Genomic DNA, 16,056 nt, shown 5'->3' on the forward strand with positions numbered 1-16,056 from the left:
ATCTATATTTTTAATCTTTAAACTAAAAAAATATACTCCATTGAGGGAAAACTGACCCAAATCATCTAACAACCTTCCACATACAATTAAATCTATCCAAAGCTGTAAATCTTATGAAGTATTTCAGTATTCTAATAGTTGTGGTCTTCACCATGGCTGGCTGCCAAACAGGACCAAACTCGAGGCTCACCATTGCCACAGCTGCCAATATGCAATATGCCATGAAAGCTTTGAAAAAAGGTTTTGAGGCTTCATCTGGCGTGCCATGTCATATGGTGGTGAGCAGCTCGGGAAAACTAACCGCGCAGGTAAAAGAAGGTGCGCCATATGACGTTTTTGTTGCAGCCAATCTAAAATATCCGAATGCTGTATACGAAGCAGGCTTAGCCCATTTTCCCGCCAAAGTATATGCTTTAGGAGCTTTGGTGTTGTGGTCGATGGACGAAGGCATTACCCCTTCCTTGGAGGCCCTTACTGATCCCAACATTCACCATATTGCTATTGCCAATCCCAAAACGGCCCCCTATGGGTTGGCAGCTGAAGAAACACTGAAAGCCCATGGTCTTTTCCCAATTTTAAGCAATAAATTGGTGTTTGGTGAAAGCATCTCCCAAACCAACCAATATATTGTATCAAAATCAGCAGAAATTGGCTTTACTTCGCTTTCAGTGGTCAAATCCCCTGCCCTGTCAGGAAAAGGTAAATGGACCTTGCTGGACGAAAAGGACTATAGCCCTATCGAACAAGGGGTTGTAGTCATTGACCGGAAAGCAGACCAAAAACCCGAGGCAATGCTGTTTTATGAATATTTATTTTCAAAGGAAGCCCAACGGATTTTGGAGGATTATGGCTACAAGATACCTGCTGGTTCGTAATACTTCCTCTGGCTTTCTTTGTAAATTGCTACTGATCTCTATGAACAAGTTCACCGGACATATCAAGGACATTAACAGCAGCGATCAAATGTCCCTCGTTACCATACAGCTTCAGGGCGACGTGGCTATCCAATCGTTGGTTATCGACACGCCTACTACTGCCCCATACCTCCAAAAAGGTTCCCCTATTGAAGTCCTTTTCAAAGAAACCGAAGTGCTTATAGGAACTTCTGTCCCTAAGAATTGGAGCATTGAAAACAATATTGCCGGCCATATAGTAGCGATCAAACCAGGAAAATTATTGAGTAGATTGCGGATTGAAACTGCATCCGGTGTACTCGTGGCGTTAATCAGCACCGAATCGTTAACATCACTGGCATTGGCCCTTGATATGGCTGTCGTTGCCGCAATAAAAACCAATGAAGTCATGCTATCTCCCTTATGAATTGGTTTCCCATCATATTGACCTTAAAACTGGCCTTGGTGACGACCGTGATCCTGTTCATTGTAGCACTGCCATTGGCCTATTGGCTATCGGAAACCCGGATAAAGGTCAAACCTGTCGTGGAAGCGCTGGTCAGTATGCCTTTGGTGTTGCCTCCAACGGTATTGGGGTTTTATTTGCTGGTGGCATTTAGCCCCCAAAATGCTTTTGGACACTGGCTAGAAAAAGTGTTGGACATCAAGCTGGTATTTACCTTTTCCGGTATTGTGCTAGCCTCGTGCCTTTATAGTTTGCCCTTCATGGTTCAGCCGTTGCAATCGGGCTTGGCCAGTATTCCTACCAGTATCAAAGAAGCATCACTTCTCATGGGTAAAAGTAAGTGGACCATCCTTCGGAAAGTACTGCTGCCTAATATAAAGCCCTCTGTTCTGACAGCTTGTGTGCTCACTTTTGCGCATACCATGGGGGAATTTGGTGTAGTGCTCATGATTGGGGGCAATATTCCCGAAAAGACCAAAGTGGCCTCCATTGCCGTTTATGACGAAGTGGAAAGTTTAAATTATGCAGCTGCAAACCAATATGCTATCATTTTAGTGTTACTTTCTTTTATCACCCTGCTCTGCGTATATTTTTACAATGGAAGCTATTTTAAAACATTCACCAAATGATCAATATAGACCTCCAAAAATCTTTAAAGGCCAATGGCCCTGCCATGGATCTGGACATCAAGCTGACCATCTCTCAAGGGGAATTCATCACCCTTTTTGGTCCGTCAGGTTCTGGCAAGACGTCTACTTTGCGGATGATCAGTGGGCTATTGACGCCGGATAAAGGACACCTTTCGGTAAATGGTGAGCAATGGTTTGATGCTTCCTTCGGCAAAAATGTGTCTCCCGGAAGGCGAAAACTGGGTTATTTGTTTCAGGATTATTCACTTTTTCCGAACATGACTGTAAAGGAAAACATTGCTTTTGCCCTAAAAAATGCAAAGGATAAAGCTTATTTGATGGAATTGCTGGAAAGTATGGGGCTTTTGCACCTTCAGGACACCCTGCCAAAACACTTATCCGGTGGACAGCAACAACGCGTGGCCTTGGCCAGGGCGCTGGCCCTCAAACCGGATATTTTATTGTTGGATGAACCCTTATCAGCATTAGACCCCTCCATGAGGGAAAAGCTTCAGGAATACATCCTTGCCATTCATCGAAAATACGCGCTAACCACCATTTTGGTCAGCCATGATGCCGGGGAAATCATCAAATTATCGGATCGAATAATTGAACTCGATCATGGTAAAGTTTTGCGGCAATGCACCCCAAAAGAATTTTTCGGGACAGGACTTACCAGTGCCAAATTCCAATTTCAGGGAGAAATCATGGACATACTTGAAGATGACGTGGTCCATATTGTTCATGTAAAAACAGGAAACGATCTTGTAAAGGTGGTGTGTGATATGGATGAGACCAAGGAGTTAGGTGTAGGTGATAAAGTCTTGGTAGGCTCTAAGGCCTTTAACCCATTGATAAAAAAATTATAACCTAAAAGGTGAAAGAACAAGACTATTCTTCTTTCTTTACTTTTGGCATAGCGGCTTTTTTTAACTTTTCGTACGTAAACGGCCTGGACAAAATAGATATATCACTTCCATCCGGTAAATTATTCACAATATTACTGTTAAACTCCGTATCCGTAATTAGAATAGTAGGAATGCCAGTTGAGTTATAACCACCATATATTTCCATAAACTCCTCATAGGGAATTTCTTCATCCACCATATCCACGACCAAATCCAATTTTTCCTTCGCGTCATTTTCTTGACCCTTTTCCGGATTGGATGACACCACATCAAATCCCATCATCGACAATAATTCACGTATATTGTCTGTCAAAGGCCGATATCCTTTCTTTATTAATGCTTTGTACAACATATTAAAAATCGTTGGCGTATAAGAAAACAATTATCTGAGAAAACTTAAATTTGTGGTTATAGTTTATGCCACGTGAACTTAGGTCAATTTCACTACTTTTCCTAAAATAAGCAACTTTATGTCATTAAAAGCACAATTTGGCGCATCATTACGCAAAAAGGACTTGGAAAAATTTAAAATATCGAGCGCTTGGAAAGGTAAAAAGTTCCATAACCTCTCTCCCACCCTTATGGGTTTTAGTTTAGGAAACCTCCCTGAAGTACTCAAAGACAACTTCTCCAACAGAAAGTCCAGAATGCCTCAAGCGCCGTTGCCCATTAAAAATTTTAACCGTACCAAGTTTAAGAAAGACGACCACTCCCTAAAACTGGTGTGGTATGGCCATGCCGTTTTGCTGCTACAGCTATCAGGAAAAAACATCTTGATAGATCCAATGTTTGGCGATGATGCTTCTCCTATTGCCCCCATCAAAACGAAACGTTTCAGCGAAGATACGATCGAGATTATCGATACCCTACCTGAAATCGATGCGATATTGATCACCCATGACCATTACGATCACTTGGACTTATCCAGCATCAAAAAACTTATTCCACGGGTGAAAAATTGGATCGTAGCACTGGGAGTATCCAGGCATTTGGTAAAATGGGGTTTGAATGAGGAATTGATCACTGAACTAGACTGGTGGGATCAGGTGACACTTGGCCCCATCAACATTACCTACACGCCCAGTCGGCATTTTTCCGGCAGGGGGGCATTTGACCGGGCCCAATCGCTTTGGGGTGGTTTTATTTTCAAAACTGCAGATTATTCCGTTTATCACAGTGGTGATGGCGGGTATGACACCCATTTCAAAACCATAGGTGAAAAATACGGTCCCTTTGACCTGATGTTCGTCGAATGTGGCCAATACTACAAGCACTGGCCACAAATCCATATGTTTCCAGAAGAAAGCGTCCAAGCGGCCATAGATGCCAACACCCAAATAGCCGTCCCGATTCACTGGGGTGGATTTGCCTTGGCCCCTCATGACTGGAAAGAACCTGTAGAGCGTTTTGCTAAAGCGGCCGGTGAAAAAGGTTTGCAGATCTTTACGCCGCAGCTCGGAGAAATTTACACGTTAGAAGAAAAACTGAAGGCCAATAATTGGTGGGAAAATTATGTTTAAGCGCCTGCTCCTGTAATATTTTTTTTGCCTTGGTAAGGGTAATTTACTTTTCGCGTGTCTTACCTATATAATAGGGATAAAACGATTAAATTTAGCTAAACTTTTAATCTTGAACAGGTGGAATATTCTATTGAGAATACCATTAACGCACCAATTGACGAGCAATTGTTTGAATCGACCTTCAAAAGTCATTTTCAAGCGTTGTATGCGTATGCATGCATGCTCGTCAAAGATGAAGACGAGGCAGAGGAAATCGTCCAAACGGTATTCCTGAAAATATGGGAAAAAAGAGATTCCATCACCATTGCTTCTTCACTCAAAGCCTATCTCTACCAGATGGTTTACCGGAATAGCATGAATTACCTTAGGCATCAGAAAGTGAAACAAAAACACCATGATATTACCCTGCACCAAGCCAATGATGCTGGCCCACAAATGGACGAAGGGCATGATCATGAGCTTATGGATGCGCTAAAAAATGCCCTTCAGGAGTTACCCGAAAAATGCAGAAAAGTGTTTCTGCTGAGCAGGTATGAATCCCTGAAATATCAGGAAATCGCTGATCGACTGGGCATATCCGTAAAAACGGTCGAAACCCATATGGGCAAAGCATTGAAACACCTCAGGATAGCACTGGCGGACTTCCTCCCTATCCTACTCATCCTGTTTACCAATAGTTGATCTTATGGACGAAAGTAAATTAATAAAATACATCATTGAAGAAACTGATCAATATGAGCATCAGGAAATCCAGCAGTGGATACAAGCCCATCCGGATCACCGGAAACAATATGAGCGTATCCACTATATCTGGGAAAAGAGCCAACATGTCCGTCCCAACAGGTGTATCAGTACGGATGAGGCTTGGGATTCCTTTCAAAAGAGAATAGCCCATCAGCCAAAGGAAGTTACATTGGTGCCATGGTATAAGGTGGCCGCAATAGCCAGTATTTTCCTGGTGGCTGCCTTTGCCTATGTTCGTTTCTTGGAGCCCGATAATTTTCTGCTTTCCAATTTACACTTAGCTGCCGATCAAAAACCGGTCACGGATACGCTTTTTGATGGCAGTATCATCACTTTAAACAAATCAAGTCAGTTGTCTTTTAATCAATCTGTTATAAAAGGATCCAGAAATGCAGAATTAATCCAGGGAGAAGCCTTTTTTCAAGTGGCTAGAAATGAAAAGAAACCCTTCCAAGTACAGGTGGGAGAAGCCATGGTTACGGTACTGGGAACCAAGTTCAACATCAAAAAGCAAGATGAGCAGATTGAGGTCATCTTACAATCCGGAAGTGTCCAGGTGAATTATAGAGAGGAAGTACGCATTCTCAAACCAGGTGACCGCTTGCTGATCAATCAGGTGAAAGGACTTTTGACGAGTTCGACGGTGGAGGATAACCTTTACGGTTATTATGTAGGCAATTACTTTGAAGCACACGAGACACCACTCTGGCGGGTAATTGAAGTGTTGAATGAAGCCTATGGGGCAAATATTGTTTTGATGAACGAACGTTTGCGGAATTTGCCATTAACCACTACCTTCAGAAACGATTCACTGGAGAACAATCTTGAAGTACTCAAAGCTACTTTTGGACTCACTGTCATCAGAAAACCTGACCAAATCATCATCAAATAACCTATTTTCATCAATATGGCTTTACCAAAGCTAGTTAAATGTACTTTGATACTTCTATTGGGGCTCCTTGGCAGTATAAATTTACTTTTTGCACAAAGTAATCTGGATAGAAAGATTTCACTAAAGGACGAGAAAGAAATCACCATAGGACAAGCCTTAAAAAAGGTGTCCGATGATCAGGATTTCTTTTTTTCCTATAACAGCAACATCCTTCCTGAGGATAGCCTTGTACAGGTAAATGGTTTCTCGGGAGATGTCCGTGGACTGCTGAACGTGATGCTGGGCGATCGGTATGAATTTATCGAAACATCAGGCTATATCGTCATCCGATATGCTCCCAATCGCTTGTATCTGGAGGAAGGTGATGACGAACAAATAGGTAAAAACTGGATAGTAAAGGGAAGAATAAAGGATCTCAAGAGTGATGAGTTAATTGCTTATGCCAGTGTTTACGAACAAACCATGCTTACCTCATCCATCACGGATAAGAATGGGTATTTTGAATTGAAGCTTAAAGATCCGAATGCCTCCGTGATGATCACGGTGAGCAAGGAAGATTACCGCGATACCACTTTCATGCTCCTTCCCCCTTTTGATATCCAAGCCTCGCCCAAAAAAGGAAAATTCCGCTACTACCCGAATGGTTCGGGAGATGAAAATCTGCAGGACACCTTTCTGGGACGGATGATGATTGGGTTTAGGCAACGTATGCAAGGCATGAACATCGGTAATTTCTTTGCTGAAATGCCGGTTCAGGTCTCCTTGGTGCCTCGTTTGAGCACGCATGGCATGATGAACAGCCAAATCATCAACCACGCGTCTTTTAACATTATCGGAGGGTATACCGCAGGCACCAATGGAATAGAACTTGGTGGGATTTTTAACATCAACCGAAAAGATGCCAATTATCTTCAAGCTGCTGGGATCTTTAACCTCGTTGGAGGAAATATCTCGGGGGTGCAACTTGCCGGTATTTCCAACAGGGTATTGGGATCTGGAGCTGGCCTTCAAGCCGCCGGGCTGTTCAATGTGTCTGGACCTTTTGAAGGGCTTCAATTGGCAGGGATATACAATAAAGCCAAATCTTCCCACGGTTTGCAGATTGGGGGCCTGGGCAATATCAGCAAAGGCCACACCGACAACCAGCTATCAGGGCTATTCAATATTGGGAAAAATGTCAGCGGATTTCAACTCACCTCTTTGTTAAACGTGGCAGATTCCAGTGCCTATCCCATAGGGTTGATCAATATTATCAAAAACGGTGAAAAAAGTTTTACCGTAGGTTTTGATGAACTGAAAAACATGATGTTCACGGTTAGGACTGGAGGAACCTACAGTTATGGAATCCTTGGTTTGGCATACGCCACGGAAGATCGCATGTACAATTGGGCCATTGACGCTGGATTGGGGCTCCATACGGTAAACACACGATGGTTTGACCTCGACACCGAATTCCTTTCCAGAACGTCTTTTGGCCCTCCGGAAACCACTACCAATCTCGGCTCTATAAAACTCCTACCGGCTTTTTCACCGCACAAAAACATTAAGATCATCTGTGGTCCTTCCCTGAACTTTTTATTACGGCAAAATCCAGCCGAAAATGATATCCCTGGATGGGTCATCGAGGACAATTCCAATTCACAACGTGTACAGGCGTGGTACATGGGACTTACTTTTGGGTTACAGTTTGTGATCATTTGATTCTTTAATCAGAAAGCCTCTATGGTTTTAATTGATTTACTGCCACCAAAGCCAATCTACGATCCATCTATAATCTTATAAGCAGCTAAGCGAATTTCTGCAAGTGCAGTTAATAATTTTAAAAAAATTCCTCAAGGCCATCAGGGTAATGTCACGTCTTCGTGTCCTAGATATAAAGCAAATAAAATCATTACTCATGAAAATCTTTAGGATCATCTTTATCAGTGTATTGGTACTGTCTGCACCGTTAGTTTACGCACAGAACGATTCCACCCCCATTTACACGGTCATGTACAACCAAGCACCAGAAGGCTTTAATTATCCCCTAATTGGCTTTGTCAACCAGGCCAATGGAAACCACAAGGGAGCCCAGATAGGATTCATCAACACCAATACCCTAGGGTTTACGGGCGCCCAAATAGGTTTTGTAAACACCATTGGAGACTTCCAGAACGGACTCCAACTAGGATTTGTCAATACCACTGATGGCCCTGTAAATGGCCTGCAAGCAGGCTTCATCAATACGAGTACGGATAGCGTGAACGGCACCCAATTGGGATTCATCAATACGCAAGTACACGCTTCCACGGGACTGCAGGCAGGATTTATCAACACTTCCACAGGCAAGCTTAACGGAGCCCAGGTGGGTTTTGTAAACATCAATCCAAAAGAAGTAACTGGCGCCCAAATCGGTTTTGTCAATTCCACCGGTAAATTGGGAACACTCCAGTTGGGATTTGTCAATTATGCGGATTCCCTAGAAAAAGGTGGCTTTCCGCTAGGGTTTTTGTCGGTCGTACGAAAAGGCGGATATCAAGCAGTAGAAGTGGGATACAATGAGTTGTTCCCCTATAATGTTTCGGTAAAAATAGGAATTCCCGCCTTCTATACCTCCTTCAATGGCGCCTATAACCCAGATTTTAATGATGAATTTGCCGTGGGAGCGGGCTTTGGTAGCCTGATCAGTTTGGGGCCGGTCTTCTTTATAAACCCCGAGGCTTATTACCTTTATCAAATTCACGCAGAAAACAGCATTACCCGCGCCAGCCTTAATTTCGGTGTCACCTTAGGAGAGCGCGTACAGCTTTTAGCCGGCCCCAGTGCCGCTTGGATTTGGTATGCCCATGACTATGATGTCATCGATCCTGCATTCTCATTTTATCGGGAGCGCTTTGACGAAAATGATGAGCTTGTTATTGGGCTAAATGCCGCATTGAGAATTAAGCTTTCCAAATAACCTTAACCGTCATTCACTCCCCAACAGGTGAACACAGGTAAATGGGCCATACGCCCCATTACCTGTGTTCATCTTTTTTCAGTAACTCCACCAAAACAGGAATGTTTGGATAGACCGTTATCCCTTCTATTTCCCTAGGATCAAAATATTGCATGGCCTCGCATTCAGGAGAAGGTGTAAAGTGGTGATGGATGATTTTCGCCTCATAAATCACATTGGCAGCAGGAAGACCTTTAGGATTTATAAAAGTAAAGAAGTACCTGGGGTGAAGTGCAATAAAAGACGGTTCGATGCCCATTTCCTCTTGCATTTCCCGTCGTATTCCTTCTTCAGCAGTTTCATCATGATCCAGTCCACCCCCTGGCAAATCCCACATGCCATTGGCCTCCCTAATCAGTAAAAAATGCCCTGCTTCATTTTGAATAAGTACTTTTACACTTACACGATAAAAGGATTCGGGAATCGTCGTCATGGTCAAAAATTTTGGTCTCGGTTTTACAAAAAGAAAGTTACTGGATTATCCAATAGGATAAAACCCCTCATGACTTTTCCTATTGAAACCTGATTCCACTCTTACCGACGAAAAGGGTCTTTTGATCCTTGGAGGCGGACCTAGCGCGGAACCAGTCGCTGGCTTTTTGTATTATATTCTTGTTCTGCTCTTCCTTTCTCACCTTTAATAGTGCTGCAAAAAAATCATTTAACATCGCTATTTGTTCCGTGGACAAGGGATTTTCATGACGATATACACTGTCAGCTTCGGCTGAAATTGATGTACCAAAGCCCAAATAGGCCGTGTCGGATTCATACAAAAACTGCTGTTTTTGCAATAACGCAGTAATGGGTGGTGCAAATACATGCTCGGGCTTCAAGCGGATGTGATAAGCATATGAATTATTTAAATGATGATCATAAAACCAAAAGCCCGTGTCTACAGGTGAAAGGCTGCTGTTACCAACGTATGAGACGGAATCAACCGGTATCTCCTTGGACGTTATAAATGCTGTTAGTTCTAAGAGATTTGGTTCGAATGGATAGCAGTGTGATTGGTAAAAGGCCGCAGTTTTGGCATTATCTTGATAAACCAGCTGAATGGTGGTTTGATCGATATGAGCATAATCCACAACTTTAACGGTATCCAAGAACATTTCCGGATCAAAATTATCCGCAGCAATCATAACTGTATCAAAGAAAGCTGGAATTACGCCAGCATCACTAAAATCCGACAGCATGGTATTATAGGCCTTACCATAGCCAAATGGCCGCGTCATCCAATAGCTGGATTCACCAGTGGAATCACTATGGACGGGCATTCCTTCTAACTCGTCAAATGAGACCGGAAGCTTCCAAGCCTCTAGCCATTTCATTTCCCTATTGTCAATGATACTGTCCTCGGCAATATCAGTAGCCCGTTTGGAGAACATTCCGAATTGGCGCTTTCCATCTTGATAAGGAAATTGGCCAAGGTGAAATAACGTTTCCTTAACGGCTCTCCGGTTTTCTTTGGCAAATCCCCTATTTACAGATTGATTTTGCACGGTATTTTCTAGGGAATCAATGGTTTGCAGCTCTATATCAAGGAGCGAATCCAGCATATAAGCCTCTGCATACGTAATCAATTCATCTTTCTCGGCTTCCCTCGCAAAAGTCGTAAACGGACTGCTATGGAAGATGACTTGTTTTATTTCGCTATCGGTCAGTAAGCTGAAAAAGTTCTTTAGCGTTTCTTGCCCTTGTTCGTGAGCATTTTGGAGAATGCTGGCCTGATAAGCCTGCACCGTTAGCTTTTCTACACAGTATTGCTTTACACGCTTGGCATCGTGAAAATTAACAGGGCCATGTTCATCTAAAATCTGGAATCCAGGGATCCCTTTTTCGGGAATAAACCAAGGATTAATATCTGCATCCAGAATCTTTGGGGCCACACCGATGAGATGAATGATCCCACTTTCCTCGTAATATACAATTGATTCAGGGCCGAGTTCACTAAAATCAAATCCAGCTTTCACCCATCCCCTTCCGATCATGGTCAGCTTCTTTCTGGACTCACGCCTGCTGATGGACGCTTGAAGGTGATAATAATAATCCTCCATAAATCCGTCCAGTTCACGTGCCGAAAAATCCCTAAATGGCGAATTTTGGTAAAGGAAGAACAGGGTGGCTTCTATATCCCGATCGTTTGGAACCTCTCCCATCTCCTTTTTATCGATGGTCCTCCACAGATACCCCATTAAAGGCAAATAATATGGGTCAGACTGTATTTCTACCAGCAAGTCCAAATAATCTAGTTTTTCCAGGATATTTCTACTGCTCACGTCATGCTTTACCTTTCGTCTCCAGTTGCTGACTTTATCCCCATTCCTGTATTCATCGACTCGTTGTGACAGCGGGATCGCCTGAAATGCTTCCAGCTGCCCTAATGCGGCCATTAAGTCATCATAAAGTAAACCTACTTTGCTTTTGATGTCCTCTTCTTGCAGTGGATTTAGCCGGGCTTCTTCAATGGACGTGATGACTTCCCCATAATACTCGGCCGTAACCAGTTCTCGTATCTGGTTGACATCTGTGACTAAGTTGGCCGTATCTTCTAATTTTAGCCCTCCTCCAAAAATCTTCATCGGATTCCACCAAAACAAAACAATGACGATCCCAATGACCAACAGGACATCAATGATGAAGCGCCAATTTTTTAACAACAACCCGATCATGGTGAAATAATTTGGTCCTCCTCTGTCAACAAATTTACTTGTGGGATGAGCAGCTCATCACTCTTAAAGGATATGTATATTTCTTGATAGCCTAAGGACTTCAGCAACGTTTCAAACATTTTCCTTGTATGGCCCTGAGAAGTCCTTACAATGCCCATGTACTGCAAATTAGACCGAATGTCAAGTTCTGCAAGCCTGAAAAATTCCTCTTGATCCCTCACCTTGATCGAATTCAAAAAAGCCCGGGTATCTGAAATAAGGGAATCTTCCTGAAAGGATGCAGGCGGATAGCTGAAATTTACGACCTCTCTGGGGGGAAGCTTTAGGGAAATCATGTCATCCTTTATCGTAATATCTTCAGGGCTGAGGCTACTGAGATCTACCCCGGTTTTGACAGTTGCTTTGGAATAGGCCAAAAAGCGGGCTTCGCTAATGTTGATAAAGAGCAGCTTTTTTGTTTTGGTGCCAAAGACAACCTTATCGATCAAAAACTCAGTGGTGGCCAAATCATTTGCCTGCTGTATTTTACCAACCACCATGGCACGGTTGTCTTCTTTGCATCCCGTGAATAGCCATGACATGATGAGGGCAAGCCCGAGTATTCGATATGTTTGAACACAGGTCATATACCTTGGGACTTGTATTTATGGTAGGCTCTGGCCAATCGCTCGTCGTATTTGTTTAACTTATAACCACGGCCGTTATATCCATAGGCAAAAGAAGCCCAATCGTAGTTTCCATGTTTTTCCTCGAAAATAAAGCTGATCAATGGTTTACCATCGAGCTTTTTGGTTTGGATAAAGGTCAAGAAATCCATAAAGTGGTAGCGTTCCGCCTCATGCTGCTTATGTTCAAAATCTTTCCAATCCTTATAATTTCTACCCTTGATAAAATGGTCCAGGTTTTCGCCCAAAATCTGGAAGAGTCCCCACGACGTAGCATACACTGCTGCCTTATCGTTTACGCCTTGACAGATTTCTTTGGCCTTTTCCAACCGCTGGTATTCATCAGCCCCTAAGCGATAATGGTCTCTGGTCCACGAGGGGTAAACAATATCAGGAAATTGACGCTGCAAGTCTTCCAGTTCCTCTTGTGTCTTGCCTACCTTCGACAGCCAATACCAAAACTTATGTCCTTCAAAGAGAATCTTTGCCCTTCCATCCGGCAGGTGTCCTCTACCTGAAGATTCTACCGAAACGACTGCCTTCACCACTGGAAATGCCAGTTTTAGCTGTTTTTCCTGCCATAACTTCTCCAAGGCATCTTTTATTTCCTCATCGGCAAGCACTTTTTGGGTGATATTATCCCTGATCTGCACATAAGCTGAGCCCATGGATTCCATCACTTCAGGTCCTTTAAGCAATGCATTCTTCAGACCTGTCAATGGCTTGGCCGTGCTTTCCGGCTGATTGATTTCTTTAAAAATCATATCCTCCTCTCGAAAGGCCTGATCATCAAGCCCTACCGGATCAGTGGTGGGAAAATCAAATGTTTGCGCGCTTGGAGATGGTGAAGGTGTTTGTGCGGTGGTGAGGTTTTGATCCTCTGCTTTCTTCTCAGCACTCGGTGCAGCATTCCAGCGATCCCGCAAATACTTCAAGGAACGGTCACCAAAATAAAAGGCAATCATCATCAAAAATGCCGTTTCGAAAAACTCAAACTGCTTGGCCCTCAAGGCCATTTCTGCATTGGAAATATAGTCCATGCCATAACTGCTGACCAACAGTGACATCCCACCAATCAGCAGGGTGAAGGCAATCATGCCCCTCACGGTTCCTGGAGGCAGGCCAAAGGTCTGGCTGCGATAGGGATTGTACAAAGGCTCGGGGATTCCTGTGTCCACTTCCTGAACACCATAAGCACTCATTTCCTTGGCTTTAGCGATTTTTTCCCATTCTTCATCTGTGATGCCGTAATTGATATTATAAAAATAGACAGACCAAACAAAGTAGATCATGAACACCGCTATCCAGATTACCGTCATCAATAGTCCTACTATCCGATAAGGATTGCCTCCATCCAGATAGGCTAAAAGTCCATGCAAAATCCCCATTATCGTCAGCAATACAGCAAATATCACCGTTCCCTTAAAAAAGACATCGTGGTATTTATTCCGGTAAATTTTCCGTTTTTCTTCGGGAGTTCTAAAATACCGCACCAAAACTCCATAGATCATCCCCATTCCGACGACGATGATGATCCCTACGGCCAAAAACTCGAACCCTTCAAAAATAGGGGCTACAAAAATACCCAAAAGCAGGATCATAACGACAATCGTTATGATCTGAATGATGGGGAGACGGTGTTTGGAGATAAACTGTATCATAGGACGGCAATTTTACTTTTTTCGAACCAATCTTCGTTATGGATTTGGATGGTTACCTGCTCGTTGGACTGTAGCAGGCCATGTACTATTTTATAAAATCTTTTATAAGCCAGGGCGGATTGGGTAATAGCCCTGGGAAGTCCGGCACTTACCCCGTCGGCTATTAAAATACAACCACTGGTGTGTTGGTGATTATTTCCTATATGGATATAAATGTGACTGAAATTTGGAACTTCCTTGATCTCCAAATGAAAGTCGAACCAGGGCATCCTATCCCTGTAATCTTCCGTTTTTGGGGTTAACTGTTTATTAAAATCAAGTGTATACTTCCCCGCAGGAATCCTGGTTTGATGTTTGATTTTCTCTGTCCTGAAAGTATCTTCAAGCGTATAAGCAAAGAACTTATTACGAAGGAAAAGCAATCCCAAAGTGGTCTCTCCATCATCTATGTAGCGAAGTACGGTCACGGTTCCTCCTCCTAGAGACTCGCCTTGGGCTGTCGTGTCCTTTAGTCTCCCTTCCAATTGTTCGATTTTTTCCGATAATTGGGAAACCTCTGCGATATTAGGCTCCGCGGACTTTACTGCCGAAACTGGTTTGGGTGCCACGGCTTCCTCTTTTGACTTTTCGTCTTTTGGCTTTTCTTCTTTTGAAAAGGCCTCTTTCAGGGATTGAAAGCCTTTTTCGGCCAATGCTACAATGTACCCGATAAATCCTACCAAATAGAGCCAAATCTTGGATATCAATGCAGGATTTGTAATAAAAACCAGGATCAATACCAATACCATTACAACGACCAAAAGTCCTAATAAACGTTTCATAGCATTTTTACCTTGAAAGCAGCTGAAGAAAAATAGTTGGAAAAGTTATCGCTAAGTGATAAAGTAAAATTTAACTATTTAAAGCTATATTTCAAATATATTAAGCCCTTTATTATCAATTATTTATAGACAAAGAAGTGTCCTGAAAAATAATCAGTATGAACGGTCATTGTGCCAGTACAAATGTTGCTATTTCTTTAAAAATGTCATAAAGCCTCAAGGGTCAAAACCTTCCTAAACATCAAAACCAACGCTGATTGCGCATCCTTATATTTCTTGGCGTAAGGTAATAGCCGATGGAAATTTCATGGGAATTGTTCCTGTAAGAATCCAGCACGTTTAAGTTATGATCATAAGCATAGCCGATCCGCAAATTTGTCGTGGCAAAAAACTCAAGGATCATGGCAATGGAATTCCTATTACTGAGGTTATCCGGTAAATTTTCCTTGCCTAATTTCATATTGGACCGATAGGACCCGCCCAGCCATATCCTTTCGTAAAACAAGAACATTGCATTTAAATCATAACTGGTAGGGGCTCCTTTGACTTCCTTGATCAAAAAGGATGGCTTGATTTGCACTTTTTCGGAAAGCGGAATCATCGCTCCTGCTGTCAGATAATAATGAAAATCATGATAGGCCAATGCTACATCTTCCCTTTCCAATGATTTTTTACCAATTAAGTTATACATGCTTAGTCCAGCATAAAACCGTGGAGTATTGAAGAAAATGCCCGTGTTCATATTCGGCGTAAATAAGTTGACCCGGCCTTCCGGAAGTTGTGCATCAGGATGATCATTGGGATCCAGCATAGAACCATCTATGGCGTACTCCGACACCCCTGCACTGACACCCAATCCCAAGTGCGATCGCATACCCGTTTGAATACGGTAAGCATAGGTCAGCAGAATGCCGTTGGTGGTGACCGGCCCAAGCCGATCACTCATAACTGAAAAACCAAACCCCATTTTGCCCTCATTGGCACTGAAATCCCCCGTTACGGTAAAGGTTTTAGGGGCACCTGGGAAATTAACCCATTGACTCCTGTAGGTAGATTGGACATAGGACTCCCCTTTATAACCTGCATATCCCGGATTGATGTGCAGCCCATTGAACATGTATTGGCTAAATTGGGGTAACTGCTGGGCAGAGACCATAGATGTCACCAAAAAGGCCAAAGAAAACGCTGTTATTTTAAAAATTCTTTTCATT

Annotated in this window: 16 protein-coding genes; 9 read left to right on the plus strand and 7 right to left on the minus strand. The window is 42.9% G+C overall.

Annotation, left to right across the window (positions count from 1 at the left end; all coding sequences use genetic code 11):
- Window positions 1–113: 113 nt before the first annotated feature.
- From modA to ECHVI_RS17770, 4 genes are read left to right on the plus strand one after another with little or no spacing between them, the layout of a single operon-like run.
- Complete coding sequence (gene modA, locus ECHVI_RS17755) at window positions 114–875, plus strand: molybdate ABC transporter substrate-binding protein (protein ID WP_015267410.1); 762 nt, start codon at window positions 114–116, stop codon at window positions 873–875.
- Between the two features lie 40 nt (window positions 876–915).
- Window positions 916–1,320, plus strand: a complete 405-nt coding sequence (locus ECHVI_RS17760) for a TOBE domain-containing protein (RefSeq protein WP_015267411.1) — start codon at window positions 916–918, stop codon at window positions 1,318–1,320.
- Window positions 1,317–1,988 (plus strand): molybdate ABC transporter permease subunit, encoded by a 672-nt coding sequence (gene modB / locus ECHVI_RS17765; protein WP_015267412.1) that lies wholly within the window; start codon window positions 1,317–1,319, stop codon window positions 1,986–1,988. The genes ECHVI_RS17760 and modB overlap by 4 nt, the downstream gene beginning before the upstream one ends.
- Window positions 1,985–2,857 (plus strand): ABC transporter ATP-binding protein, encoded by an 873-nt coding sequence (locus ECHVI_RS17770; RefSeq protein ID WP_015267413.1) that lies wholly within the window; start codon window positions 1,985–1,987, stop codon window positions 2,855–2,857. Before modB ends, ECHVI_RS17770 begins: the two co-directional genes overlap by 4 nt.
- A 22-nt stretch (window positions 2,858–2,879) precedes the next feature.
- Here ECHVI_RS17770 and ECHVI_RS17775 read toward each other — a convergent pair whose 3' ends face one another.
- The gene (locus ECHVI_RS17775; RefSeq protein WP_157501503.1) at window positions 2,880–3,209 is read right to left on the minus strand and encodes a hypothetical protein; all 330 of its coding nucleotides are present in this window, start codon (window positions 3,207–3,209) and stop codon (window positions 2,880–2,882) included.
- A 157-nt stretch (window positions 3,210–3,366) separates the two neighbouring features.
- On the opposite strand from ECHVI_RS17775, the gene ECHVI_RS17780 reads away from it, so the two are divergent.
- From ECHVI_RS17780 to ECHVI_RS17800, 5 genes are all read left to right on the plus strand, one after another.
- Window positions 3,367–4,416: an MBL fold metallo-hydrolase gene (locus ECHVI_RS17780; protein ID WP_015267415.1), complete on the plus strand. Its 1,050-nt coding sequence runs from the start codon at window positions 3,367–3,369 to the stop codon at window positions 4,414–4,416.
- Window positions 4,417–4,533: 117 nt separating this feature from the next.
- Window positions 4,534–5,097 carry an RNA polymerase sigma-70 factor gene (locus ECHVI_RS17785; RefSeq protein ID WP_015267416.1) on the plus strand — a complete coding sequence of 188 codons (564 nt, stop codon included), beginning with the start codon at window positions 4,534–4,536 and terminating at the stop codon, window positions 5,095–5,097.
- 4 nt (window positions 5,098–5,101) lie between these two features.
- Complete coding sequence (locus tag ECHVI_RS17790; RefSeq protein ID WP_015267417.1) at window positions 5,102–6,052, plus strand: FecR family protein; 951 nt, start codon at window positions 5,102–5,104, stop codon at window positions 6,050–6,052.
- A 45-nt stretch (window positions 6,053–6,097) separates the two neighbouring features.
- Complete coding sequence (locus tag ECHVI_RS17795) at window positions 6,098–7,753, plus strand: peptidase associated/transthyretin-like domain-containing protein (RefSeq protein ID WP_157501505.1); 1,656 nt, start codon at window positions 6,098–6,100, stop codon at window positions 7,751–7,753.
- A gap of 196 nt (window positions 7,754–7,949) precedes the next feature.
- The gene (locus ECHVI_RS17800) at window positions 7,950–8,990 is read left to right on the plus strand and encodes an LA_2272 family surface repeat-containing protein (RefSeq protein ID WP_015267419.1); all 1,041 of its coding nucleotides are present in this window, start codon (window positions 7,950–7,952) and stop codon (window positions 8,988–8,990) included.
- A gap of 58 nt (window positions 8,991–9,048) precedes the next feature.
- Here the strand turns inward: ECHVI_RS17800 and ECHVI_RS17805 are convergent, their stop codons facing one another.
- The 6 genes from ECHVI_RS17805 to ECHVI_RS17830 all read right to left on the minus strand — a co-directional run bounded on the left by ECHVI_RS17805 (window position 9,049) and on the right by ECHVI_RS17830 (window position 16,055).
- Window positions 9,049–9,462, minus strand: a complete 414-nt coding sequence (locus ECHVI_RS17805; RefSeq protein ID WP_015267420.1) for an NUDIX hydrolase — start codon at window positions 9,460–9,462, stop codon at window positions 9,049–9,051.
- 79 nt (window positions 9,463–9,541) lie between these two features.
- Window positions 9,542–11,698, minus strand: coding sequence for a DUF4230 domain-containing protein (locus tag ECHVI_RS17810; RefSeq protein ID WP_015267421.1), 2,157 nt, complete (start codon window positions 11,696–11,698; stop codon window positions 9,542–9,544).
- On the minus strand, window positions 11,695–12,324 hold the full coding sequence (locus tag ECHVI_RS17815) for a DUF4230 domain-containing protein (RefSeq protein WP_015267422.1): 630 nt from the start codon (window positions 12,322–12,324) through the stop codon (window positions 11,695–11,697). Before ECHVI_RS17815 ends, ECHVI_RS17810 begins: the two co-directional genes overlap by 4 nt.
- Entirely contained in the window at window positions 12,321–14,024 is a 1,704-nt protein-coding gene (locus ECHVI_RS17820) for an N-acetylmuramidase domain-containing protein (RefSeq protein ID WP_015267423.1), read from the minus strand. Before ECHVI_RS17820 ends, ECHVI_RS17815 begins: the two co-directional genes overlap by 4 nt.
- The gene (locus ECHVI_RS23070) at window positions 14,021–14,845 is read right to left on the minus strand and encodes a DUF5675 family protein (RefSeq protein WP_015267424.1); all 825 of its coding nucleotides are present in this window, start codon (window positions 14,843–14,845) and stop codon (window positions 14,021–14,023) included. Before ECHVI_RS23070 ends, ECHVI_RS17820 begins: the two co-directional genes overlap by 4 nt.
- Window positions 14,846–15,086: 241 nt before the next feature.
- Window positions 15,087–16,055, minus strand: coding sequence for a PorP/SprF family type IX secretion system membrane protein (locus ECHVI_RS17830; protein WP_015267425.1), 969 nt, complete (start codon window positions 16,053–16,055; stop codon window positions 15,087–15,089).
- Window position 16,056: the final 1 nt, after the last annotated feature.

This window comes from Echinicola vietnamensis DSM 17526, assembly GCF_000325705.1.
GTDB lineage: Bacteria > Bacteroidota > Bacteroidia > Cytophagales > Cyclobacteriaceae > Echinicola > Echinicola vietnamensis.